Source organism: Pseudomonas sp. DCB_AW, from assembly GCF_026240895.1.
Taxonomy (GTDB): Bacteria; Pseudomonadota; Gammaproteobacteria; order Pseudomonadales; family Pseudomonadaceae; genus Aquipseudomonas; species Aquipseudomonas kermanshahensis.
This window is the reverse complement of record NZ_JAPFCE010000017.1, coordinates 23690-47198: the sequence shown is the minus strand read 5'-3', so window position 1 is coordinate 47198 and position 23509 is coordinate 23690. Positions and strand designations below refer to the sequence as shown.

The following is a 23509-nucleotide window of genomic DNA, read 5'->3' as shown; positions in this document are numbered from 1 at the left end:
AATCCAGATGGCATTTCCAACGCGTTCGATTCAAGCACCTGCGGCAGTGGTCATGGTCAGGCCGCACGCCTTCACCCCCAACCCGGAAACAGCGGCAGACAATTCGTTTCAGAGCACCCACCCTGACGTCACCGCGCACGCCGTGGCCGATGTGGCGCGCGACGAAGTCACCCAGGCCGCGGGGCGGCTTGAAGCCGAGGGCGTGCGGGTGCACCTGTTCGACGACTTTGGCGAGCAGAACACGCCGGACTCGGTGTTCCCGAATAACTGGTTTTCCACCCACCCGGGCGGCCACATTGCGATCTATTCGATGTACTCGCGCAACCGCCGCCGCGAACGGCGGGCGGATGTCATCGAGATGCTCAAGCATGAGTACCGGGTGCAGGATGTGATCGACTATTCCGGGCTGGAACAGGACGAGCTGTTTCTCGAAGGCACCGGGGCAATGGTGTTCGACCATTTGTCCAGGGTCGCCTATACCGCCCGCTCCAACCGCGCCGACCCGATCGCCCTCGAGCGTTTCAGCACGCACTTCAACTTCGAGCCCATGGTGTTCGACACGGCAGACGAGCAAGGCACGCCGATTTACCACACCAACGTCCTGATGTGCGTGGCGACTGAGTTTGCACTGGTGGGGTTTGACACGTTCACCAACCCGAGCCGTGCACAGGAGGTGCGCATGCGCCTGATCGAGTCAGGCCGTGATGTGATCGACCTGAGCAACCAGCAGATCAGCCAGTTTGCCGGCAACGCCATTGAGCTTTCTGGGCGTGATGGTCGAATCCTTGCGCTTTCGCGCAAAGCGTTCGACAGCCTTACAGGTGAGCAGCGTCAGCGCATCGAGCGTTCGGCGCGGCTGGTACCTTTGGATGTGCCGACCATCGAGATGGCCGGGGGCTCGGTGCGCTGCATGATCGCCGGGATTCACCTGTCACCGAGAAGCTCACGCCCGCTTTCGATCAATTGATTGAAAGCCACCTGTAGGAGCAGCCTTGTGCTGCGAAGAGGCCGGTACAGCTGTTGCAGATGATGTGCCTGCAATGGCCTCTTCGCAGCGCAAGGCTGCTCCTACCCGCCGTTACTGCACAACCCCGCATGCCATCCGCGCACCACCACCGCCCAGTTTTTCCGGGTGGTCACTGTGGTTGTCGCCACCGGCATGCACCATCAACGCATGGCCTTTGAAGTCCACAGCCTTGAGGCGTGGTGCCAGCACCGGATAGCTGGCCTTGCCATCGGCACCCACGTACAGCGCCGGCAAGTCACCCCGGTGGCCGCTGTCATCGTAGGGGCCTTTATGCGCCTGGGTCGAATCCGGGTCCCAGTGGCCACCCGCCCCGCCAGCAGGCACCGGCTTGCCGTTCTCCTCCGTGGGAGCACACGAGGCATTCTGATGCAGGTGGAAGCCATGCACGCCGGGTGGCAGGTCCTTGAGATCAGGGGTCAGAAGGGTGCCATATTGGTTTTGCTCGATGCTGATGGTCCCGATCGACTTGCCCGGGCCGTCGGGGCCTGCCAGCTTGAGTTCCACCGTCTGGGCGGCCTGCGCAAGGCCGGTGCTGGCCAGCAATGCAACGAAAAGCGCTGCTTTCATGTTGGTTCTCCATGGCGTGGGATGACGGGTGTCGTACCCAGGTAACAGTTGGGACTGCGCAGCCCGCCAGGTATTCCATTTGGCCACAGACTGAAACACTTACACGTGTGCGGTGTACCCTCAGGCAGGTTGCTTGCGCGGTGTCAGCGACACCCAGTAGCGGGTCCGGTAATGCACCTGCAGCGGCAGGCTGGCGGCCAACAAGGCAAGGATGCGGTCGTTGTCGTCGAGCTGGAAGGTGCCGGTCACGCTCAGGCGCTCCAGGGCCGGGTCCCAACGCAGCAGCCCGGGGCGATAGCGGTCGAGTTCGCGCAATACATCGCCCAAGGGCTGGTTGTCGACCATCAACAGGCCTTGCTGCCAACCCGGTAACTGAGCGTCGAACGCCTCTATAGGCCCTGCCCCGCCTGCAGCAAGGGTTACCCTCTGCCCAGCCTGCAATGACAGCGCGCCGCCCTGTGCCGTTTGCAGGCGCACGGCGCCATCGCTGACCGACACGCGGTAGTGCTGCCCTTGCTGACGCACGCAAAAACTCGCCTGGGTAGCAAAGACAGCGCCTTGGGCGGTCTGCACCTGCAACGGGCCGACGCAGTCCACGGCAATCTCACCCCGTACCAGTTGCACAACGTGCTGGCCGCCCTGCACAGACAGGTTCACCGCACTGGCAGTGTTCAAATGCACGCGCCCTCCCCCTGCCAGCACGTGGCCACGCCGTTCTCCGGTGGCGGTGTGCAGGTCGGCGCGCCAGCTGTCCACGGGTAGCTGACGGTAGCTATACCAAGCTAGCGGCGCCAGCGTGCCGATCGCCAAGGCCTGGCCCAGCAACCGGCGGCGGTCAGGGTCCGGGCGGTCCAGGCAGGCCACGGCAAGCGACGATGGCACGGCGGAAAACTGCGTGCGCAGGGCCTCGGCCTTTTGCCACAGCGCTTCATGGGCTGCGCTGCGTGCACGCCAGCACTGTAGCGCGTCGATCTGGCCATCATCCAGTGGGCCAGCGTCCTGCAAGGCCAGCCACTGCGCGGCCTCGCGGGCCAGTTGCCGAGCGCGGGCGTCGACGGGTGCGCTCACAACGCCACCAACAGGCAATGCGCGTACGCCTTGACCATGTAGCGTTTGACCGTACGCTCAGAAACCTGCAAACGCTCGGCAATGGTTGCGTAGTCGACCCCTTCCAACTGCGCCCACAAAAAAGCCCGGCGCACGGCGCGTGGCAGGCCGTCGAGCAGTTCGTCCAGGGCCTGCAAGGCTTCAAGCAGTATCCAGCGTTGCTCCGGCGAGGGTGCCAGCGCTTCGGGCAGGTTGGCCAGGGCTTCCAGGTAAGCGCGCTCCAGGCTGCGTCGCTTGTAGTGGTTGATCAGCAGCCGCTTGCCCACGGTCAGTAGATAGGCCCTGGGCTCACGCAGGCTGGGTAGCGTCTGCCCGGGGTGCGCGGCGAGCACCCGCAAGAAGGTGTCCTGGGCCAGGTCGGCGGCCTCCCAAGCATCGCCCAGGCGGCGCGAGAGCCAGCCTTCCAGCCAACTGCGATGGTCGCGGTAAAGCGTGCCGAAGGAGGTTTCGTCTGCCGGGGTGGAGTCGGTCATTCAAGGGCACGCTAGCGGGCTAAAGGTATGAATGCGACTGATTCTAATTGCTTTTAGATCCCACCTCCAGCCAACAATTGCGTCATCACCTCGGCCAGTGCCTTGACCATCACGTCTGCGGTGGGCCGATGGACGATGACAATTTCGTAGCTGTCGACCTCGGGCAACCCCTGCTCGCCCCCCAGCACCCGGTGCTCGCGCGTTGCCGCCCGCGGCGGTAGCAGGCTGATGCCCATGCCATCGGCGACTGCAGCCTGGATGCCGCTGAGGCTGGAACTGGTAAAACTGATGCGCCAGCGCCGGCCCATGCCTTCGATGGCGGTGATCATGTCATCGCGGTACAGCCCGCGTGGCGGAAAGGTCACCAACGGGATCGGGTCGAGTTCAAAAGCCGGCGTGCGCGCACTGTCGATCCACTGCAGACGCTCCGGCCAGCAGGCCACCCCTTCGCGGCTGTTGCGCCGCTGCTTCAGCAGCACCAAGTCGAGCTCGCCATTGTCGTAGGCTTGGCTGAGGTCGCGGCACAGCCCGCTGGTCACTTCCAGTTTGACCTGCGGGTGCAGCCGGCTGAACGCCGACAGGGCGTTGGTGGTGCGCCCACCGACGAAATCCTCGGGCACGCCAAGGCGCACGGTGACACCGACCATCGCCCCTGCCAGCGCTTCGAGCATCTGGTCGTTCAAGGCCAGCATATGGCGGGCATAGCCGAGCAAGGTCTGCCCGGCATCGGTGGGCAGCACGTCACGGTTGCCGCGCACCAGCAAACGGTGGCCGACCATTTCTTCGAGTCGGCGGACCTTTTGGCTGATGGTGGACTGGGTCGAGTGCAGGCGCGCGGCGGCGGTGGTGAAACTGCCGCAATCGGCCACCACGACGATCGCGCGCAGCAAGTCGAGGTCGAACAGTGCTCTATTCGATTTTACGCTGATGGACATCTGGGTATTCAACTTCTGAATGGCAAGGTAGCGTTCTATCACGCCACCTCGCACCCCGCAACGCGCTTGCTCAATCGCCGAGTGCCGCGCCTTCGCGTCGCGGGTCAGCGCCCCCGGACCAGCCAGCGCCAGTGCGCTGGATGATCTGCATGCCGCTGGTCATGGTCATGGGCGTGACCTCGTGCCCCCAGGCCGCCAGTTGCCGGATCAGCGCCGGGCTGGTCAGCCCCGCTTCCACCTCGGTGCCGGCATTACGGCTGCCGAAATTGGGCAGGTTGCTGGCTTGTTGCGGGTTTAGTTGCCAGTCCAGCAGGCCGACCAGCGCTTTGTTCACGTAGCCGATGATCTGCGAGCCGCCGGGGGAACCGAGGCTGGCCACCAGTTCACCCGATGACCGCGAAAACACCAAGGTCGGCGCCATGGCCGACAAGGGGCGCTTGCCCGGCTCGACCCGGTTCGCCACGGGCTTACCTTGCTCCTGTGGCAAAAACGAGAAATCGGTCAGGTGGTTGTTCAGCAAAAAACCTTTGACCATCAAATGCGCCCCGAACGCCGCCTCCACTGACGTGGTCATGGCCAAGGCCTGGCCACTGTCGTCCACGGCAGAGAGGTGCGACGTGGAAATACGCAGCGGCGAACGGTCGGGGGCCATGGCCAGGTCGCCGCCCTGCGGGGTACCGGGGCGGGCGCGCTTCATGCTGTAGGTGCCGATCTGGGCGGCACGCCCAGCGAGGTAGGCAGGGTCGATGAGGGCTTTGACCGGCACCGGCACGTAGTCGCTGTCGGCCAGGTATTGGGCGCGGTCGGCATAGGCCAGGCGTTCGGCTTCGGCGATCATGTGAACCGCCAGCGGCGTGGGCTCCAGGCCGGCGGGCGATGACGTGGCGCGTGGCGCACGTTTCGCCAGGTCATAGTGCGGCGACGCGCGCTGCAGCGCTTCAAGGATGCCCAGTGTCTGCAGTACAGCGACCCCGCCCGAAGAAGGCGGCGGCATGCCACAGATACGCCACCGTTTGTACGGGCCACAGACCGGCTCCCGCTCGCGCGCCCGGTACTGGCTCAGGTCCTGCAATGACAGTTGCCCCGCATTGGCATGCCCACGCACCTGAGCAACGATCGCTTCGGCCACCTCACCGGTGTAGAACGCATCAGGCCCCTGCGCGGCGATGCGCGCCAGGGTCTGCGCAAGCTCGGGGTTGCGCAGCATCGTGCCGACCGGAAGTGGCTTGCCGTTTTCGCCAAGGAAGTAGCGGGCCATGCTGGGTGAGCGGGCGACATAAGGGTCAGCTGCCAGCAAGGTGTGTAGACGCTCAGAGACTGGAAAGCCCTTTTGCGCCAGCGCTATCGCAGGCGCGAACAAATCCTGCCACGGCAGCTTGCCATGCTGTTCATGGGCCAGTTTAAGCGCCCGTAGCACGCCAGGAACGCCGACCGCACGCCCACCGATTTGCGCCGCCCTGAATGGCATCGGCGATCCGTCGGCTTGCAGGAAGAGTGATTCCGTGGCCGTTGCAGGCGCCGCCTCACGGCCGTCGAACGCCTGCACACGCTTGCCGTCCCAATAGAGGATGAAGGCCCCACCACCAATGCCACTGGATTGTGGCTCGACCAGGGTGAGCACCATCTGCATGGCGATCGCCGCATCGATGGCACTGCCACCGGCGCGCAGCATCGCACGCCCCGCCTCGCTGGCCAGCGGGTTGGCAGCTGCGGCCATGTGCCGGCTGGCGTGGACGGGTAGCAAGGCGCTGCGGTAGCCGGACTGCAATTCTGGGGGTGGGGGTAGTACCTGGTCGGCCCAGGCTGGGCCAGCGGTGGCGGCCAGGCACAGGGCGGTTATCAGTTGCCGGGGGAGTGATGAGAGGCTTGAGTGCATGGCGATGGATTGATTTCGCTTTTGAGATCGAGCGCCGCCCGCGCGGCGCATCGCGAGCAACGCTCGCTCCTACGTTTGTTTCGGGCCAATTATGCCTGTGATGGCGGCGCGCGACCGCCTTGTTTTTCCAACTCGATATCGAGGCGGGCACCAAGGGGCGCGCGCCCATGCCATAGGACTCACTGGCCCGAAACACACGTAGGAGCGAGCGTTGCTCGCGATGCGCCGCGCGGGCGGCGCTCGATTTTGCAGGCGCTGAAAATCTCCAGCCCTACCCCTACGCCACCTCTTCGAACGGCAAGCCCACATAGTTCTCGGCAATGTTCACCAACCCCGCCGGCGACGACAGGAAGTACTCGCGGTCAGCCTCCTGCATCTTCTGGTCCCAAGCGTCCTTGTGCGTGCCAAAGTCATGCAGCAACTGGGTCATGAACCAGCTGAATCGCTCGCCTTTCCAGACCCGGCGCAAGGCCAGCGGCGAGTACTGCTGCAACAGGTCGGTACGCCCTTCGTGGTAGACCTTGACCAGGATCCGGTACAGGTAATTGACGTCCGATGCCGCCAGGTTGAGGCCCTTGGCACCGGTAGGCGGGACGATGTGGGCGGCATCGCCGACCAGGAACAGGTGCCCGTATTGCATCGGTTCGACCACCAGGCTGCGCAGCGGGGCAATGCTTTTTTCCAGCGCAGGGCCGGTCACCAGGCTCGCCGCCACGTCCTCGGGCAAGCGGGCCTTGAGCTCGTCCCAGAAACGCTCGTCGGACCAAGCTTCGACCTGATCGTCCAACGGCACCTGCAGGTAGTAGCGGCTGCGCGTCTGCGAGCGTTGGCTGCACAGCGCGAAGCCCCGCTCGTGATGGGCATAGATCAGCTCGTGATTGACCGGTGGGGTATCTGACAACAAGCCCAGCCAGCCAAACGGATACACCCGCTCGTACTGCTTGAGCACACCCTCGGGGATGCTCTGCCGAGACACGCCATGGAAGCCATCGCACCCGGCGATGTAGTCACAGTCCAGGCGGTGAACCTGCCCGTCCTTCTCGAACGTGAGGTACGGACGCTCGCCTTTGAGCTCATGCGGCTGCACATTGCTCGCCGCGTAGATGATCGGTGCACCATTGGCTTCACGCGCTTGCATCAAGTCACGGGTAACCTCGGTCTGGCCGTAGACCATCACCGTCTTGCCACCGGTCAGGGCCTTGAGGTCGAGTCGCTGGCGACGCCCGCCGACCAGCAGCTCGACGCCTTCATGCACCAGGCCTTCGCGGTCCATGCGCGCAGCCACGCCGGCCTCACGCAACAGGTCGACTGTGCCCTGCTCCAGCACGCCGGCACGGATGCGGCCGAGCACGTATTCGGGGGTCTGGCGTTCGACGATGACCGTTTCGATACCGGCCTTGTGCAGCAACTGGCCGAGCAGCAGGCCGGACGGACCTGCACCGATGATTGCAACCTGAGTTTTCATTGTTGTTGTCTCTAGTCGGGCGATGCCGGCCCTGGACTGGCAGTGGCATGGCATCTGCTGTTAGGGTTTACACCTGCATTTTTACTGGCAAAGGCTGCCGGTTAAGTGTGCTATTCCATGCATAACCTGCACTTTTACAAAAAACGTTCGATTAACGGACAGGCAAAACCGCATGAAATCCACCCTCCCCGGCATTCCGTTGTTCCAGCTGTACGGCGAAAACCAGGCGTGGCCCGGCACCGACCTGTTGCACTGCGAGTCGATCCCGGCACGCAGCCGCTTGCACCACTGGGAGATCAAGCCGCACCAGCATGCCGAGCTGTTCCAGTTGCTGTATGTGCAGCGTGGCCAGGCCGAGGTGGAGATCGAAGGTGTCCGCAGCTCAATCAGCCAGGCCGCCATCCAGGTGGTACCGCCACTGACCGTGCACGGCTTTCGCTTCAGTGCCGACATCCAGGGGCATGTACTGACCTTCGGCACCGCGCTGGTGGCCGAACTGGAACAGCAACTGGGCGCGCCGCTGGGCATGCTGGCCACGCCGGCGTGCTATGCGTTGGGCAAGGACCGCCAGCGTTTACGCAGCCTGATCGACACGCTGCAGCAGGAATATCAGGGCAATGCCCCGGCACGGGCGACGATGCTGCAGGCGCTGGTGACCGCATTGATGGTCTGGATCAGCCGCCGGCAGCAACTGGGCCAGGCGCCCCGTAACCGTGACGAACGGGACCGGCAGTTGCTCGGGCAATACCTGCGCCTGGTCGAGGCGCATTACCGCGAGCATTTGTCCGTGGAGGACTTCGCCGCGCGCCTGAACGTCTCGAGCCTGCAGCTCAACCAGCTGTGCCGGGCACTGAGCGGGCAAACGGCTTTGCAGGTGGTGCATCAGCGGCTGCTGCTGGAGGCGCGGCGCAACCTTCTTTATACGCGCATGAGCATTGGGCAATTGTCAGATAGCCTGGGGTTTACCGACCCCACCTACTTCGCGCGGTTTTTCAAGCGGCTGAGCGGGCAGACGCCCAATGGCTATCGCCGGGTGGGGGTGCCTGAATAGCGCCCCTGCTTGACGTAAACGTCAACCTGCATTCAGGATAGCCCCATACCCCACGCCGAGCCCCCGCATGAGCCTCCAGACCTACAGCATCTCCGACCTGTCCCGCGAGCTGGACATCACCACCCGTGCCATCCGCTTCTACGAGGAACAGGGCTTGCTGAGCCCCGAGCGACGTGGCCTGGAACGCATCTACTCGGCACGTGACAAAGTCAGCCTGAAGCTCATCCTGCGCGGCAAGCGCATTGGTTTTTCCCTCGCCGAATGCCGTGAACTGATCGAGCTGTATGACCCCACCAGCGGCAACCTGAAACAGCTCAACAGCATGCTGGTGAAAATCGCCGAACGACGTGCCCAGTTGGAGCAGCAGATGCTCGACATTCATCAGATGCAACTGGAGCTCGACACCGCCCAGGAGCGCTGCGAGCAGGCCCTTGCCGCGACCTTGAACAACAAAGACAACCGTTGACCCGCCACAGGAAACCCGCCATGCCCTTGCCTAAAGAAGTCCGTCTGGTCGAAGTAGGCCCCCGCGACGGTCTGCAGAACGAAGCCCAGCCCATCAGCGTCGCCGACAAGGTGCGCCTGGTTGACGACCTCACCGAAGCGGGCCTTGCCTACATCGAAGTCGGCAGCTTTGTCTCGCCCAAGTGGGTACCGCAGATGGCCGGTTCCGCAGAGGTGTTCGCAGGCATCGTGCAGCGGCCAGGTGTTACCTATGCCGCCCTGGCGCCGAACCTGCGCGGCTTCGAGGATGCCCTGGCTGCCGGGGTGAAAGAGGTGGCGGTGTTTGCCGCAGCATCCGAGGCGTTCTCGCAGCGCAACATCAACTGCTCGATCAGCGACAGCCTCAAGCGCTTCGAGCCGATCATGGAGGCCGCGCGCAGCCACGGCGTGCGCGTGCGTGGCTATGTGTCGTGCGTCTTGGGCTGCCCTTATGAAGGCAAGGTCAGCGCCGAACAGGTCGCCCCGGTCGCCCGCGCCCTGCATGACATGGGCTGCTACGAGGTATCGCTGGGCGACACCATCGGTACCGGCACTGCAGGCGATACCCGCCGGCTGTTCGACGTGGTGTCGGCCCAGGTGCCCCGCCAGCAGTTGGCCGGGCACTTCCACGACACCTATGGCCAGGCCTTGGCCAACGTCTACGCCAGCCTGCTTGAAGGTATCAATGTGTTCGACAGCTCGGTGGCCGGGCTGGGGGGCTGCCCCTATGCCAAGGGCGCCACCGGCAATATCGCCACCGAAGACGTGGTGTACCTGCTACAGGGGCTGGGCATCGAGACCGGCATCGACCTGGACCGTTTGATCGCCGCAGGGCAACGCATCAGCACGGTGCTGGGCCGCGCCAACGGGTCGCGAGTGGCACGCGCACGCAGCGCGCACTAGTCACACGGGTGTCACATGAATGTGGGTGGAGTGTTACCTCCCCCACGTTTCGCAGCAAAAAATCGGGTAACAGGGAAACAAATCGACAAAATTTCAGGTCGAGCGTTTTTCACCAAAACACCTAAGTGCTTGATTTTAAAGGATTTGAAAAAGTTGGCACGGGCCATGCTATATCTTTGGTACAAGAACAAAAAAAATGTGACACCCAATAAAAACAACAGGTAACGGCTCTGACATAACAAGAACAACACGGCAGAGGCGTAGCAAGCAGATTTTTTTGGAGTAGACACGCTTTTCAGGGGTACGCCCCGCGGTCTGACACAGAACAATAAAACTACCTCAAGGTAGCGGCAGTCAGCATCGGATCAGTCATGATGAAAGCAGGTCAGCGCTCAAAAAAATACGTTTGTTCTTGACCCCGCATGGGGGTCGCCCGCGACACAAAGACAGGCTGACAAAAACAACAAAAGGCCGTCTTCAATAATAAAAAGAGCAGGCAACAACGCTTTGGGGGGAGCTTCGGCTCCCCTCAGTGCTTCCTGCCCTCCTCCTCGCTCTGTTTCTCCTCATCCTGTTTCTCGACCTTGTCCACCAGCATAGGCATCGTGCCCAGCACCAACAGTGCCAGCACCGTGCTGATCAATGCCGTGGCTTCGCGCCCCATGCCAGCGGCCGTACCGATCGCGGCGGTCATCCACAGCCCTGCTGCGGTAGTCAGCCCTTTCACGTGGCTGGTGTCCTGGCCGTTGCCCTTGAGAATGGTACCCGCGCCCAGAAAACCGATACCGGCGACAATGCCCTGGATCACCCGGCTTAGCGCCTGCTCGTCGGCCCCGGCCATGCTCGGCGCCAACACGAACAGCGCAGCGCCCAGCGAGACCAGCATGTGGGTACGCACGCCGGCAGACTTGCCTTTGTGCTCACGCTCAAAACCCAGCACCGCACCCAGCACGGCCGCCATCAGCAGGCGCACCAGCACCTGCGTGACTTCGCGCTCGTCGCCGAGGTCGGCGAACTCAGCCTGAATGGTTTGCCAAATCGGATGCCACCAAGGGTTCATCGTGACGCTCCTGATCAAAATGCGCTGGGGCTGCCTCTGTGAGAGTTGACTCGCGCAGCGCCGGCAAGTGCGATACATCCCGCCCAGCGGATCGATGCAGCAACCACCTCTGCACAGTGGTCACACCTGTAACCGCCACCAAGAGGACATTCCCATGCCGGTTGAAATCGACGAAAGCACCCGCCGTTGCACGCTCATCGGCGACCACGTGCACCTCGAAGGCGATGGCCCTGCCATCGAAATCATCACCGATGAGCAGCTGCGCATGTCGGTGGCGGTGCTGGCGGGGGAACGGGTGCCGATCACCGAAGCAGAAGCTGATGCCCTGACCGTAGCGGGTGCGGTGGATAGCCGCAGGCATCTGAAGACCAGCGTACCAGGCTCGGTAATCTAGAATTGTGGTTCTGAAGTACCACTGAAAATTACATGCCCAGTGCCCGTGCCGCACCGGCGACTGCCTTGTTGACAAAAGATGCGGCCTGAACACAAACGCATGCCAGATACGCATGATGCTAGCGAGTGATAGGCCCGTCTCACGGCTCATGCGCCGCGTACTTCAGTGCCTGGATAGAACCCAGCAGCCATCATTAGCGGGGAGATGCCCCACCTCGTGAATACTCACGAAGTGGGGCGACGTCAATTTAAAGACTGCACATAGAATGGCTATTCAGACATTCGAAGAGTGGTGTTTACCACCTATGCCTAGACCCAGCAGAGCCTCCATGCCCATCGTTACACCCACCAAGCGGAAAGATGCAGTGGAAGCCATGCGAGCAAACAAATTCAAAAACAGAGAGCTACCGACGCTTTGCACCCCGCTGACCATGTTCGAGGATGTGCTGTAGGCGTACCTCGCCCCCCCTCTGAACTCAGTGTACATGGCGCGTTCGCTACCAAGTGTCAGCGCCTTCCCCATCGGCTTCATTTCAATCGCCAAGGTTTGGCTATTGACCTCTCTCATCCCAAGCCTCGCCAATCGGCCTATTCTCGGGGCACCGCTGCGAACGGCGTGTAACGAGGTTTGTGCAGCACCTCGCGCGAAACCGGCGCCGATTGCCAACACTGAGCCCGCAACTCCCAGCCCGTACGAAACCCAGTCCAACGTCTTGGCCGTCGAGGGATCATTGTCGCGCACGATTTCGGCCGCGATGGCGACCGCGCCTGAAGCGGCTATCAAGGCGCCGCCTGCAACCATCATGCCTGCGGCAATTGAAAAGCCGAATGCAGAAATGGCCGCGATACCTGCTCCCATGGTCAGCACACCCAAAACAATGCCTAATACAACTGCCGCCGCAATACCGAGCCAGCCCCAAAACGAGATGTGGCCGCTCGGGTCGGGGCAATTGACCGGGTCAAGGTAAGCATAACAATTGATGCCTCCTGCATCGAACGGGCTCCAGCTGTCTGGGGTGGTAAAGCGCATCAGTGTAGGGCTGTACTGACGCTCACCAAGATGGTAGTAACCGCTGACCTCATCGAACAGAGCGCCGCTCCAACCAGTTGCCAGTGGTGCATCGGTTATACCGAAAGGGGAGCACTTGGTGAGCGCTGGATCCACCTTTCCATCATAGGCGACTTGTGGTGTGCCCATGCGGTCTGAGCTGATTAGTCGCGACGCGTCCGCTTCGGAGGTCAATGCAGCTATCTGCTCGGCGAGTCTGCAGATCCGCACATGCTCCTTACCTTTTCGCTCAGTGACCCTTAGCGGGACGTCCGATCCGAGATCGTAAAACCACTCTGTGCGTTCCGTGAGCTTGCTGCGCGAGCGTAGACGGCCTTGTGGGTCGTAGTGATACAGGAAGGTATCCTTGCCGTCCTTGAGGCTGGCCAAGCGATTGAGGGCATCGTAGCTGAGTGTCTGGCCTTTCTCATTCTTTATCAGACAGCCGTTGCCGTCATATTCGAGTGCAATGCACGCCGGGTAATCGGCATGAGTATGGGTGACCTCGCTAAGCTGGCATGGCACTTTGGGGTTGTTGTAATGGAATGTAGCCTTATCTGTGCCCCCGTTGAAGTGGCTGATGCATTCGAGCATGTTGCCTTGCGAGTCATGCTTGAGTTCAAGTTTGGTGATCGCCTTGTTGTAAGCATCCACTGGAAGCTCGCTGCCACTGCAGGTATAACCACTCAGCATGTTGCGCACGTCATAGGAGAATGTCTCGTCCCGCAAGGGTGTACCACCTTTCATGACCTTACGGGAGGCAAGCTGTCGATTCTTGAAATAAGTCTGCTCGACGTCAATGCGCTTGGCATTGTTACCTTCAGGGGTGATCGTGCGTTTTATCTCTTCGCCAAATGCATTGTAGCCATACGTGATAATCAGGTTTTTGTGTGTCTTTTTGTCGAGGATCTTCTGGGATTGGACCCGGCTGAATGCGTCATAGGTTGCGCTGACAAATACATCAGGGTCGTCTATTTCCGTGATATTGCCGCGTCCGTCATGCTTTCGCGTCTGGGTGTTTCCGGTGATATCTGTGTACTCAACGCACCTGCCGTTCGCCGAGAGGGTCTGCGACTGGGTCACAACAGCACTGCCTTTGATCGGTAGGATCACCGCTGTGTTCGGTTTCCCAAGCGCTCCGTAGCTAAGGGTTGTCTTGAAGCCGCTTTGGTCCTCGAACTCGTTTAGCAACCCTGTCTGCTTGTCGTAACTGAAGCTGTGATGCAGGTTGCCGCTTTTGATTGACTTCACTGCGCTGCCGAGTTGGGGAATGGTCTCATAGCTCAGCGTGCCCCGGGGGAACGTCTCTGTCTGAGGTGCGAGGTCGTTATCCAGGTAGGTGAAGGTGCACTTACATGCACTCGTGCTGGAGAGCATACGCTCTAGGCCGTCGAATACCTGTTCGCCTAGCACGTACTCCGTTTTTCCAGAGGTCAGCGTAATGCGTTCGATCAACTCTTTATCAGTATGCGCGGGATAAGACTTGGTCAAAATGCTGCCATCGGCAAAGGTAGTGGTCGCGTGGCGATCGAAAACATCGTAAGTGAATTTGGTGCAACGCCCTAGTTCGTCAGTGACGGAGGTGCGTCTATCTGCCACATAGGTCTGTGTGCTGGTGGAATGGGGTGTTAAAACCAGCCCATGGCTATCGACGGAGGAGGCTGCGAGTGCATAGCGGTCAATACGGATAACGTTGCCGCACACGTCCAGTTGCTGCATTTCATACCAGCCGAACGACTCGCTTTTCACAGGGACAAGCGGGAAAATTGAAATAGAGCATTCTTCAAATTGAAGCGACTGTTCAAAGTGAAGCGGCTGTTCAAACCAACCATTATGAGCCTCAGGCAGGGAATGCCAAGCGATACTGGAAGCGTCAAATGATAGAGTGTGAATGATATTTTGTTGTTCGTCAGCTTGTGTGTACTTTATTTGGGTGTTTTCACTCAGGGTGGAATCTAATTCAATGTCAACTCGAGCATTGAGATTGGGGTGGTGTGTGATTGTAGTACGGGACGTGGTTCTACCTGCGCTGTAGCCACAATCGATGGTTTTATGAATTTTGGAGCCGTGATATTTTTTTTGCTGTAATAGCACCCATTCATTGCTTGGGGGCTGACTATATTCCCATACCTCAATCTCTCGATTGAGGCTGTCGAAACCAGACAGTGTTTTCTTTCCTGCGCTGTCAGTATGTATGATATAGGAAGCTAATGAAGAGGCAATGCCGTGGGTGTCACCCAATATTTTTTTTCGTTGGTCAGCCGACGCCAGCCCGTGCTCATAACTTTCTGAGGTTTCGAAGTCAGTTCCTTCGTTGTTGATGATTTTGGTCAGGCGGCCCAATCCATCCCGAGTATAGGAAGAGGTGTTTCCGGAGAAATCTTGCTCCCATAATAGAAGGCCGGTGTGCTTCGACACTGAGTTTGCCGTGCGTCGTGTAAGCCCATCATGGCTTGTAAATGTTGTGGTTCGGGTTGTTTCATTCTGAGTGTGCGTGTAGTTGAAGTCCAGTGATGATGTTTGGATTTCTGGGTGGTTTGATTTTGTTTGTCTATTAATGACACGCTCCACTTGGTTCGATGAGTAGGAAAAAAAATCGTCGTCGTCAATTCCTTTTATGCTTATGTGTGAGGTCAACCTAGCGGGTCGCAGGGAGTCAACGTTGTTTTCGGATGGCTGATTGTACTCGCAAAAATTGATCTCGTTCACACGTTTGGAGTACTGCTCGCCATTGCCCTTGATGACGTAGGTCGGCAGCTCAGCCTTGATAGCGACTGTTAGTGTGTCGTGAATTTTGCAGCTGAGGTCATAGGAGCCATATACGTAATTCGTCTCGGTGAGGTTGGCGTCTGCGTAGTTATTTGGCTTGGACGTCTCTTTTGAACGAATAGCGCTTTTACAGTCGCCGGGGTTATGGTAGGAAAAAGTTTGTGTTGCTTCGTCACTGTTGAGTTCAGTAATTCGTCCGTATTCATCATACCCCCAAGTTGCCGAACGAATTTCACCCCCCGCACCGTTATGAGTTTCTTTAGTGATGCTGAAATATTTATTGTATTCGTAGACGGTAGTAACGAGATTGCAATCTGGATATGAAAATAGAGTTCCGCTAAAATTGTCCAAAAGGGTGTCAAACTGCTGAGTTATCTGGCCCCCCCCTGGAACGTGTCTCGTGAATGGATTATTCTTAACGAGGGCTTCATGCAACAACCCTGCAGCACCGTCAAGTACACTGTTTTGACGGAAGGTTATGTGTGACTTTTCATGAAGTGTTCCAGATTCGTTGAAACCGTAAAATATATACTCTTTCGGGGCGTCAAAAAGAGGTTGATAGTCATTGAGCGGGAGGGTAAGTGAAGAAGATACCCTCAATTCTTCACTGTAGTGGTATCCGGTGAAGGTAGTGGCAGTCAGATGAAATTTAACCCTGCTTCCTTGGAAGCCCACTGCCTCTTTATAGCCTGTGGGATATGTTATACGTTCAAGTGCGTCGAATTCATTGCACAGGAACTCCCAGTGGTTTGCGATATTTAGTGAGTGGTTGGTGAGCGTGTAAGCTCGAAGTCCGCACTCCCATGTAAACAAGCGTGCTTCAGGAAAGGATGGCCAAATCTCGACGCGCACGCTACCGTACTCATAGCGCACGGACAAGAGCTTTTCAGCAGCGTGATTGATTCTATAAATGGCTGCGAGTCTAATCTCTTTTCCATCCTCATATGAACCCCATTCGTAGCGTATACCTGTACCGATCGCCGATAGCCTTGCTGTGCACGGACAATGATCGGACTTGCCAAATTCAAGTATTTCGATTATTCCGCTTTTACGATAAGTCACCCGATAGCCGTGGCTACCCTCTTCTTCAAAAAAAACGTCGCCGGATGTGTTTTTCAAAGACAAGTCATCATTCACCTCAAAGAGGCGCCCGTCAGACAATGACAAAAGCTTTGTTTTCTTATTGTAAACCGAAACAGGTATGCGCCAACCTTTACCAAAGCCGAAGTCCTTCAGGTTTAGTGGGGAGAAACAAAGGCGGATTTCGAAGGATGGATCAACGAGGGTTGCTAAAAGAATATTAGCTGAAAACGTTCCGGTGAGCGGGTCGACGCCGCTGTCTATATAGCTATGAAAATTAACTTTCCCTTCTTGTGTGCTTGTGCTCATAGCGTGTGCTCCTTGAAAGCGCACTGGGAAATCCCAGGACACCTCAATCTACTGAATGATTAGACAGATTCGCTACTGATAGAAATGACAGGTGGATGTGTCTTTTTTTCGTACAAATCCTAAGGCCTGGCGTGGTTTTGCTGATCATCTGATACGGTTTTTATCGCCAAACCTGAGCCTGTGCTGATAACAGCTCGGGGGCCATAGTGCTCATGCCTGATCGAGGCCTGATGAGCACCGAGCCATGAACGATAGAATCCCCTTTACCGAGATCGCCGCGCCCGCAAGTTCAGCCGCCAAACGCCACGTTGACAGCGGCCTTCACACCCGCAGTTTCACCGGGCTGTACCGCAACCTGCGGATCGGTTTTGCGGGGGCGCTGTTCGCCCTGTTCTTTGGCACCGCCTGGCTTACCTGGAACGGCCGCCAGGCTGTGCTCTGGGACTTGGGCAGCAGCAAGTTCCATATCTTCGGCGCAACGTTCTGGCCGCAGGACTTCATCCTGCTGTCGGCGCTGTTGATCATCTGCGCCTTTGGCCTGTTCGCCATCACGGTCTACGCCGGGCGCGTGTGGTGCGGGTACAGTTGCCCACAAAGTACCTGGACCTGGTTGTTCATGTGGTGCGAAAAGGTCAGCGAAGGTGACCGCAACCAGCGCATCAAGCTTGCCGCTGCCCCCTGGAGTTTGGAAAAACTGGCCCGTCGGGCGCTCAAGCACAGCCTGTGGCTGGCCATCGGCTTGCTCACCGGCCTGACCTTCGTCGGCTACTTCACCCCGATACGGCCCCTGGCGGCAGAACTGTTCACCTTGCAGTTGGGTGGCGTCGCGCTGTTCTGGGTGTTGTTCTTCACCGCCGCCACTTACATCAATGCCGGCTTGCTGCGCGAGGCGGTGTGCCTGCACATGTGCCCTTATGCCCGCTTCCAAAGCGTGATGTTCGATAAGGACACCCTGGCGGTGGCCTACGACCCGCGCCGCGGCGAAACCCGTGGCCCGCGCAAGAAAGGCAGCGACGCCCACGCCCAAGGCCTGGGCGACTGCATCGACTGCACGATGTGCGTGCAGGTCTGCCCCACCGGCATCGACATCCGCGATGGCCTGCAAATGGCCTGTATCGGCTGCGCGGCCTGCATCGACGCCTGTGACGGAGTCATGGACAAGATGGGGTATGCGCGCGGCCTGATCGGTTACAAGTCTGAACACAGCCTGCAGGGCGGCACCACCCACTGGTTGCGCCCGCGCCTGTTGGGTTACGCCGCGGCACTGGTGGTGATGATCGGCGCGCTGGTAGTTGCCTTGCAACTGCGCCCGATGGTGTCGCTGGACGTGATCAAGGACCGCGGCCTGTTCCGCGAGAACGCCCAAGGCCAGATCGAGAACATCTACCTGCTCAAGGTCATCAACAAGACCGAAAGCACCCAGCGCTATCACCTGCGTCTGCTGGACGCTGACGGCTTCACCCTGCAGGGCAAGACCGAGTTCATCATCCCGGCTGGCGAAATGAGCGAACTGCCGGTCTCGGTGGCGATGCTTGCAGAACGCCCGACCAGCAGTTCGCAAACCTTGAGTTTCGAAGTGCAGGACAGTGACGAACCTGCCGTGCGCAGCGTGGCTCAAAGCCGCTTCGTCGCACCGATGAACCGCTGATCCCTTACACTGTTTTTCCACCTTGCCTGCCAGGCTTCGACAGAAGGCCAGAATGAAACGCTACGAACGATTCGCCGATGACATTGCCGAACTGATCCGCTCGGGTGTGCTAGGCCCTGGCCAGCGGGTGCCGTCGGTGCGCTATGCCAGCCAGACCCACGGGGTCAGCCCGTCCACGGTGTTCCAGGCCTATTACCTGCTGGAACGGCGCGGGTTGATTCGCGCGCGCCCGCGTTCGGGGTACTTCGTCAACGCCCATGCACCGCGCCAGTTCTGCGAACCGCAGGCCTTGCAGCCGGTCAGCGAGTCCACCGATGTCGACGTCAGCGCGCTGGTGTTCTCTATCCTCGACTCGATAAAGGACCCCAACACGGTGCCGTTCGGCTCGGCCTTCCCAAGCCCCGAACTGTTCCCGCTGCAGCGCCTGTCGCGCTCGCTGGCCAGTGCCAGCCGTGCGATGGACCCGCGCATGGTGGTCACCGACCTGTCGCCCGGCAACCCCCAACTGCGCCGGCAGATTGCCCTGCGCTACATGGTCGGCGGGCTGATGCTGCCGATGGAGGAGCTGCTGATCACCAATGGCGCGCTGGAAGCCCTGAACCTGTGCCTGCAGGCCGTGACCGAACCCGGCGACCTGGTGGCGATTGAAGCGCCGGCCTTTTACGCCTGCCTGCAAGTGCTGGAGCGGCTCAAACTCAAAGCCGTGGAAATTCCCGTTCACCCGCGCGAAGGCATGGACCTGAGCGTGCTGGCGCAGACCTTGGAGAAGCACCCGGTCAAGGCCGTATGGTGCATGACCAACTTCCAGAACCCGGTAGGCGCCAGCATGCCGGAGGCCAAGAAGCAGGCGCTGGTCGAGTTGCTGGCACGCCACCAGGTGCCGCTGATCGAAGACGACGTCTACGCCGAACTGTATTACGCGCAACAGGCACCCAAGCCCGCCAAGGCCTTCGACACTCAAGGCCTGGTGATGCACTGCGGTTCGTTCGCCAAGAGCCTGGCGCCCGGCTACCGCATCGGCTGGGTGGCCGCCGGGCGTTTCGCGCAGAAGATCGAACGCCTCAAGTTGATGACTTCGCTGTGCGCATCGATGCCGGCCCAGGCGGCCATCGCCGACTACCTGCAACACGGCGGCTATGACCGCCACTTGCGCAAGCTGCGCTACGCGCTGGAAGGCCAGCAAGCTAACATGCTCGCCGCCATCTCCCGCCACTTCCCGGCGCAGACGCGGGTTAGCCAACCGTCTGGGGGCTACTTCCTGTGGCTTGAACTGCCAGAGCAGATGGATGCGCTCAAGCTGTTCCACATGGCCTTGGCCCAGGGCATCAGCATCGCCCCCGGCCCCATCTTTTCACCGACCCGTCGCTTCGGTAACTGCATCCGCCTGAACTACGGCAGCCCCTGGCATGACGGCGCCGAAAAGGCCATGGAGACCCTGGGGCGAATCATTCGTTCATTTTGATAGCTGTTAGCCTGCGCCGCGACTATAGTTGCCCGATCCGCTCACCGGTTCGACACCATGCAGCCAGTCACGCAAGCTTCCTACGAGCAACTGCAGGCACGTGTCGCAGAGCTGGAATCGCTGCTGGCCCAGCGCGATGACATCGCGCTGGCAAACAACAAGCTGCTCGGTGAACTGGTCGACAGCAGCTTGGCCAACGTGTTTGCAGCCGACCGCAAAATGCGCCTGTTGGCGATCAATCGGACCGCCCGCGAAACCTTCCAGCGGTTTCGCGGTTTTGTGCCGCAGATCGGCGATTACATCCCGCAGTTTCTGGCCAACCAACCGGACATCATGGGTCGCTTGGCCCCCGTATGGCCGCGCCTGCTGGCCGGCGAAGCGTTCATCGACACCATCGCCCTCGGGCCACCTGACGCCCTGCGCCACTATGAAATCCGCTACCACCCGCTGCTCGACGCGCAGCAGCGCATCCAGGGCGGCTATATGTTCGCCTACGACATTACCGAGCGCATTGCCGAGCAGGAACGCCTGCACCAAACCGAAGAAGCGCTGCGCCAGTCACAGAAAATGGAAGCCGTCGGCCAATTGACCGGTGGCATTGCCCATGACTTCAACAACCTGCTTGGCAGCATCCTTGGCGCACTGGAGCTGGCCGGGCAACGCCTGAGCCAGCGTCGCGTGCTGGACACCGCCAGGCTGCTCGAAGTCGGCAAGGACAGCGCGCTGCGTGCAGCCTCGCTGGTGCAGCGTCTGTTGGCTTTTTCGCGCCAGCAAACACTGCTGCCGCAACCGGTCGATGTACAGCGGTTGGTGGCCGGCATGCACGACCTGATCCGCAGTTCGATCGATTCGCACATCGACTTGCAGGACCGGACACTGGCCGGCCAATGGTCGATCCGCATCGACCCTCAACAGCTGGAAAACGCCCTGCTGAACCTGTGCATCAACGCCCGCGATGCCATGCCCCTGGGCGGCACCCTACGCATTGGCTGTGAGAATGCCGAGCTCGACGACGAGCAGGCCCGCCGACTGGACGTGCCGCCAGGGCAGTTTTTGCACATACGGGTGGACGACACTGGCATGGGCATGAGCAAGGACGTGATGCAGCGTGCCCTCGACCCGTTCTTCACAACCAAACCCATGGGCCAGGGTACTGGCCTGGGGCTGTCGATGGTCTATGGCTTCGTGCGCCAGTCTGGCGGGCAATTACGCATCGACAGCACGCCTGGGCAAGGCACCAGCGTCCACCTGTATCTGCCCCAGGACGAAAGCACCACACACGAGCATCCTTGCACTGCGCCTGAACATGCTGACGCCAGGCCGCTTCACAGGCCACACCGGATCATGCTGGTAGAAGACCAAGCGACCTTGCGCCTGGTACTCGGCGAAGTGCTGAAAGAGCTGGGCCACCAGGTTCAGGTTTTCGAGGACGGCCGCAGCGCACTCGAGGCGTTGCAGCACGGCCCATTGCCTGACTTGTTGATCACCGATGTCGGCCTGCCCGGCGGCATCGACGGCAACCAGCTCGCAGAGGCCTACCGGGGCCTTGCCAACGAAGCACCGGTGATACTGATCACCGGCTACGACATTGCCAGCAGCATGGCCCGAGGCTGGCCTGCAGAGCGCACCGAGGTGCTGTCCAAGCCCTTCGACCTCAAGGCACTGGGTGAGCGCATCGATCGCTTGCTGGGCGTGGCTGCGCATTTGCGTTAAGGGTGTTTTCGCCCTTGGGGTGAACACGTTAGAGTTTGGGCCTTTAATTTCGTCGGACGTCGGCATGCCTTCCCGCGACCTGCTTTCCCTGCGCCAACACGTCGAAGACCTGGAGCGCCGTAACGCACTGCTGGAGTCGCAGTTGGCGAGCCACCAGGAACACGATCAGATTCTCTATCGCTCCTTGTTCGACACCATGGACGAAGGGTTCTGCATCATTGAGTTCTTCGATGGGCCACATGGCCCCTTGAGTGACTACGTGCATGTCGTAGCCAATGCAGCGTATGCGAAACATGCCGGCATCCCCAACGTGGTCGGGCAAAAACTGCGCGAGATGGTCCCCGACGAGGCCGACGTTTGGGTAGCCCGCTACGGCGAAGTGCTGCGCACCGGCGAGCCGCTGCACTTCGAACAGGAGTTGGTTGCCACTGGCCATGTCCTGTCCGTCACCACCTTTCGCGTCGAACCCGCTGAGCGGCGCCAGGTGGCGGTGCTGTTCAAGGATGTCACCGAACGGCGTCGTGCAGAGCTGGCCCTGCAGCGGTTGAACGAAGAGCTGGAGCAGCGAGTCAGTGCCGCGCTGGCGGAACGTCAGCTGTTTGCCGAGCTGGTCGAGCACAGCCTGGCCAACGTGCACATGATCGACAGCAACTTGCGCTGGCTGGCGATCAACCGGCAGGCCAAGCTGGAATTTCATTACTTGTATGGCGCCACCCCGGAAGTGGGCGACTCTGTGCCCGCGCTGATGGGCGATAACCTCACCGACCTGAACGTGATCATGCCGATGTGGCAGCGTGCACTGGCGGGCGAGCAGTTCACGATAACCCAGCGTTTCGGCAAGGGGGCTGCACAACGGCATTACGAGCTGCGCTTCAACTGCCTTCGCGACCCTGATGGCGCGATTCTTGGTGCCTACTTGTTCGCGTATGACATCAGCGAACGCGTCGCCGCCCAGCAGCGCCTGCTCAACGCTGAAGAGGCACTGCGGCATGCGCAGAAAATGGAGGCCGTGGGGCACCTGAGTGGCGGCATCGCCCATGACTTCAATAACCTGCTGGGTAGCATTCTGGCGGCCCAGGAATTGATGCAGCAACGCTTGCAACAGGCGCGTCACGACCAACTCGGCAGCTTGCTGGACGTTGCCAGTGGCGCGGCGCAGCGTGCCGCCGCTGTCGTGCACCGCCTGCTGGCGTTCTCGCGCCAGCAGACGCTGCAACCCCAGCCCACCGATGTCACCCGCTTGGTCAATGGCATGGAGCAGCTGGTCCGTGGCAGCATCGGCCCGTCCATCCAGTTGCACAGCCACTTCCCGCAGCACCTGTGGCCAACGTTCATCGACCCGCCACAGCTGGAAAACGCCCTGCTCAACTTGTGCATCAACGCCCGAGACGCACTGCCTGAAGGTGGGGCAATTACCCTCAGCGGCGACAACCTGACCCTTGACTTGCAGCGTGCCCAAGGGCTCGACCTGGCTGCAGGCGATTACCTGCGCCTTGGGGTCAAGGACAACGGGCGAGGCATGTCGGCAGAGGTCGCGGCGCGCGCGGTGGATCCGTTCTTCACCACTAAGCCAATGGGCCAGGGCACTGGCCTTGGGCTTTCCATGGTCTACGGCTTCGTGCGCCAGTCAGGGGGGCAGATGCGTATCCTGTCCAAGCCCGATGAAGGCACGCTGATCGAACTGTACCTGCCCCGCCACCTTGCTTGGCAAGCGATGAACAGTTTCGAAACCCCGGCTCAACTCCCGGCGAGTGGCAACAGCTTGCCGACTGGGCAAATCGTATTGGTAGAAGACCAGGAGCCCCTGCGCCTGGTCATCCGCGAAGTACTCGAAGAGCTCGGCCATGACGTCCAGGCATTCGCCGACGGCCCAAGCGCGCTGGCGTACCTTGAGCAGTGCCCCCCGCCGCACCTGCTGATCACCGATATTGGCCTGCCCGGTGGGCTGAACGGGCGTCAAGTCGCCGACCGATGCCGCGTACTGCACCCGCACATAAAAGTGCTGTTCATCACCGGTTACGATGAAAGCGCTGTACTCAGTCACGGCCAACCCCTGGAAGCGTCCAGTGTATTGACCAAACCCTTTGACCTGGCGGCACTCGTGGAAAGGGTCGCACAGCTGCTGATGCATTAGCGGCCC

The 23509-nt window shown here is 60.2% G+C and carries 17 protein-coding genes; 9 read left to right on the top strand and 8 right to left on the bottom strand.

Annotation, left to right across the window (positions count from 1 at the left end):
* The first annotated feature begins 7 nt into the window (after window positions 1-7).
* A complete protein-coding gene (gene ctlX, locus OO306_RS12490; RefSeq protein WP_369124837.1) occupies window positions 8-967 on the top strand; it encodes a citrulline utilization hydrolase CtlX in 960 nt (319 codons plus the stop codon).
* 111 nt (window positions 968-1078) lie between these two features.
* Here the strand turns inward: ctlX and sodC are convergent, their stop codons facing one another.
* The 6 genes from sodC to pobA all read right to left on the bottom strand — a co-directional run bounded on the left by sodC (window position 1079) and on the right by pobA (window position 7450).
* Window positions 1079-1594 (bottom strand): superoxide dismutase [Cu-Zn] SodC, encoded by a 516-nt coding sequence (sodC, locus tag OO306_RS12485; RefSeq protein WP_265968891.1) that lies wholly within the window; start codon window positions 1592-1594, stop codon window positions 1079-1081.
* Window positions 1595-1714: 120 nt separating this feature from the next.
* Window positions 1715-2662, bottom strand: coding sequence for a FecR domain-containing protein (locus tag OO306_RS12480; protein ID WP_265968890.1), 948 nt, complete (start codon window positions 2660-2662; stop codon window positions 1715-1717).
* Window positions 2659-3174, bottom strand: coding sequence for a sigma-70 family RNA polymerase sigma factor (locus OO306_RS12475; protein ID WP_085274256.1), 516 nt, complete (start codon window positions 3172-3174; stop codon window positions 2659-2661). Before OO306_RS12475 ends, OO306_RS12480 begins: the two co-directional genes overlap by 4 nt.
* Before the next feature lie 53 nt (window positions 3175-3227).
* Entirely contained in the window at window positions 3228-4109 is an 882-nt protein-coding gene (locus tag OO306_RS12470) for a LysR substrate-binding domain-containing protein (protein ID WP_085274280.1), read from the bottom strand.
* Window positions 4110-4179: 70 nt separating this feature from the next.
* Window positions 4180-5985, bottom strand: coding sequence for a gamma-glutamyltransferase (ggt, locus tag OO306_RS12465; RefSeq protein ID WP_265968889.1), 1806 nt, complete (start codon window positions 5983-5985; stop codon window positions 4180-4182).
* Window positions 5986-6262: 277 nt separating this feature from the next.
* Window positions 6263-7450, bottom strand: a complete 1188-nt coding sequence (pobA, locus tag OO306_RS12460; RefSeq protein ID WP_265968888.1) for a 4-hydroxybenzoate 3-monooxygenase — start codon at window positions 7448-7450, stop codon at window positions 6263-6265.
* Between the two features lie 172 nt (window positions 7451-7622).
* Here pobA and OO306_RS12455 point away from each other — a divergent pair, with 172 nt between their 5' ends.
* The 3 genes from OO306_RS12455 (at window position 7623) to OO306_RS12445 (ending at window position 9887) form a co-directional block, all read left to right on the top strand.
* Window positions 7623-8501, top strand: a complete 879-nt coding sequence (locus tag OO306_RS12455; protein WP_099454378.1) for a helix-turn-helix domain-containing protein — start codon at window positions 7623-7625, stop codon at window positions 8499-8501.
* A 67-nt stretch (window positions 8502-8568) separates the two neighbouring features.
* A complete protein-coding gene (locus OO306_RS12450) occupies window positions 8569-8967 on the top strand; it encodes a MerR family DNA-binding transcriptional regulator (protein ID WP_027593543.1) in 399 nt (132 codons plus the stop codon).
* Window positions 8968-8987: 20 nt separating this feature from the next.
* Window positions 8988-9887, top strand: coding sequence for a hydroxymethylglutaryl-CoA lyase (locus OO306_RS12445; RefSeq protein ID WP_027593544.1), 900 nt, complete (start codon window positions 8988-8990; stop codon window positions 9885-9887).
* A gap of 529 nt (window positions 9888-10416) precedes the next feature.
* Here OO306_RS12445 and OO306_RS12440 read toward each other — a convergent pair.
* Window positions 10417-10947, bottom strand: a complete 531-nt coding sequence (locus OO306_RS12440) for an MgtC/SapB family protein (RefSeq protein ID WP_238213352.1) — start codon at window positions 10945-10947, stop codon at window positions 10417-10419.
* Window positions 10948-11101: 154 nt separating this feature from the next.
* Between OO306_RS12440 and OO306_RS12435 the strand changes: the two genes are divergently transcribed.
* The gene (locus OO306_RS12435) at window positions 11102-11341 is read left to right on the top strand and encodes a DUF3203 family protein (RefSeq protein WP_027593546.1); all 240 of its coding nucleotides are present in this window, start codon (window positions 11102-11104) and stop codon (window positions 11339-11341) included.
* 273 nt (window positions 11342-11614) lie between these two features.
* Here the strand turns inward: OO306_RS12435 and OO306_RS12430 are convergent, their stop codons facing one another.
* Window positions 11615-16546: an RHS repeat domain-containing protein gene (locus OO306_RS12430; RefSeq protein ID WP_265968887.1), complete on the bottom strand. Its 4932-nt coding sequence runs from the start codon at window positions 16544-16546 to the stop codon at window positions 11615-11617.
* Between the two features lie 244 nt (window positions 16547-16790).
* Between OO306_RS12430 and ccoG the strand changes: the two genes are divergently transcribed.
* From ccoG to OO306_RS12410, 4 genes are all read left to right on the top strand, one after another.
* Window positions 16791-18194, top strand: coding sequence for a cytochrome c oxidase accessory protein CcoG (gene ccoG / locus OO306_RS12425; protein ID WP_099429130.1), 1404 nt, complete (start codon window positions 16791-16793; stop codon window positions 18192-18194).
* Between the two features lie 52 nt (window positions 18195-18246).
* Window positions 18247-19656, top strand: coding sequence for a GntR family transcriptional regulator MpaR (gene mapR, locus OO306_RS12420; RefSeq protein ID WP_027593548.1), 1410 nt, complete (start codon window positions 18247-18249; stop codon window positions 19654-19656).
* 57 nt (window positions 19657-19713) lie between these two features.
* Entirely contained in the window at window positions 19714-21369 is a 1656-nt protein-coding gene (locus tag OO306_RS12415) for a PAS domain-containing sensor histidine kinase (protein WP_265968886.1), read from the top strand.
* 64 nt (window positions 21370-21433) lie between these two features.
* Complete coding sequence (locus OO306_RS12410) at window positions 21434-23503, top strand: PAS domain-containing sensor histidine kinase (RefSeq protein ID WP_265968885.1); 2070 nt, start codon at window positions 21434-21436, stop codon at window positions 23501-23503.
* Window positions 23504-23509: the final 6 nt, after the last annotated feature.

What these genes read in the sequence shown, in the direction of transcription:
- ctlX (WP_369124837.1), top strand. Translation starts at nt 8, where the DNA reads ATGGCATTTCCAACGCGTTCGATTCAAGCACCTGCGGCAGTGGTCATG.
- sodC (WP_265968891.1), bottom strand. Translation starts at nt 1,594, where the DNA reads ATGAAAGCAGCGCTTTTCGTTGCATTGCTGGCCAGCACCGGCCTTGCG.
- OO306_RS12475 (WP_085274256.1), bottom strand. Translation starts at nt 3,174, where the DNA reads ATGACCGACTCCACCCCGGCAGACGAAACCTCCTTCGGCACGCTTTAC.
- OO306_RS12470 (WP_085274280.1), bottom strand. Translation starts at nt 4,109, where the DNA reads ATGTCCATCAGCGTAAAATCGAATAGAGCACTGTTCGACCTCGACTTG.
- ggt (WP_265968889.1), bottom strand. Translation starts at nt 5,985, where the DNA reads ATGCACTCAAGCCTCTCATCACTCCCCCGGCAACTGATAACCGCCCTG.
- pobA (WP_265968888.1), bottom strand. Translation starts at nt 7,450, where the DNA reads ATGAAAACTCAGGTTGCAATCATCGGTGCAGGTCCGTCCGGCCTGCTG.
- OO306_RS12455 (WP_099454378.1), top strand. Translation starts at nt 7,623, where the DNA reads ATGAAATCCACCCTCCCCGGCATTCCGTTGTTCCAGCTGTACGGCGAA.
- OO306_RS12450 (WP_027593543.1), top strand. Translation starts at nt 8,569, where the DNA reads ATGAGCCTCCAGACCTACAGCATCTCCGACCTGTCCCGCGAGCTGGAC.
- OO306_RS12445 (WP_027593544.1), top strand. Translation starts at nt 8,988, where the DNA reads ATGCCCTTGCCTAAAGAAGTCCGTCTGGTCGAAGTAGGCCCCCGCGAC.
- OO306_RS12440 (WP_238213352.1), bottom strand. Translation starts at nt 10,947, where the DNA reads ATGAACCCTTGGTGGCATCCGATTTGGCAAACCATTCAGGCTGAGTTC.
- OO306_RS12435 (WP_027593546.1), top strand. Translation starts at nt 11,102, where the DNA reads ATGCCGGTTGAAATCGACGAAAGCACCCGCCGTTGCACGCTCATCGGC.
- OO306_RS12430 (WP_265968887.1), bottom strand. Translation starts at nt 16,546, where the DNA reads ATGAGCACAAGCACACAAGAAGGGAAAGTTAATTTTCATAGCTATATA.
- ccoG (WP_099429130.1), top strand. Translation starts at nt 16,791, where the DNA reads ATGAACGATAGAATCCCCTTTACCGAGATCGCCGCGCCCGCAAGTTCA.
- mapR (WP_027593548.1), top strand. Translation starts at nt 18,247, where the DNA reads ATGAAACGCTACGAACGATTCGCCGATGACATTGCCGAACTGATCCGC.
- OO306_RS12415 (WP_265968886.1), top strand. Translation starts at nt 19,714, where the DNA reads ATGCAGCCAGTCACGCAAGCTTCCTACGAGCAACTGCAGGCACGTGTC.
- OO306_RS12410 (WP_265968885.1), top strand. Translation starts at nt 21,434, where the DNA reads ATGCCTTCCCGCGACCTGCTTTCCCTGCGCCAACACGTCGAAGACCTG.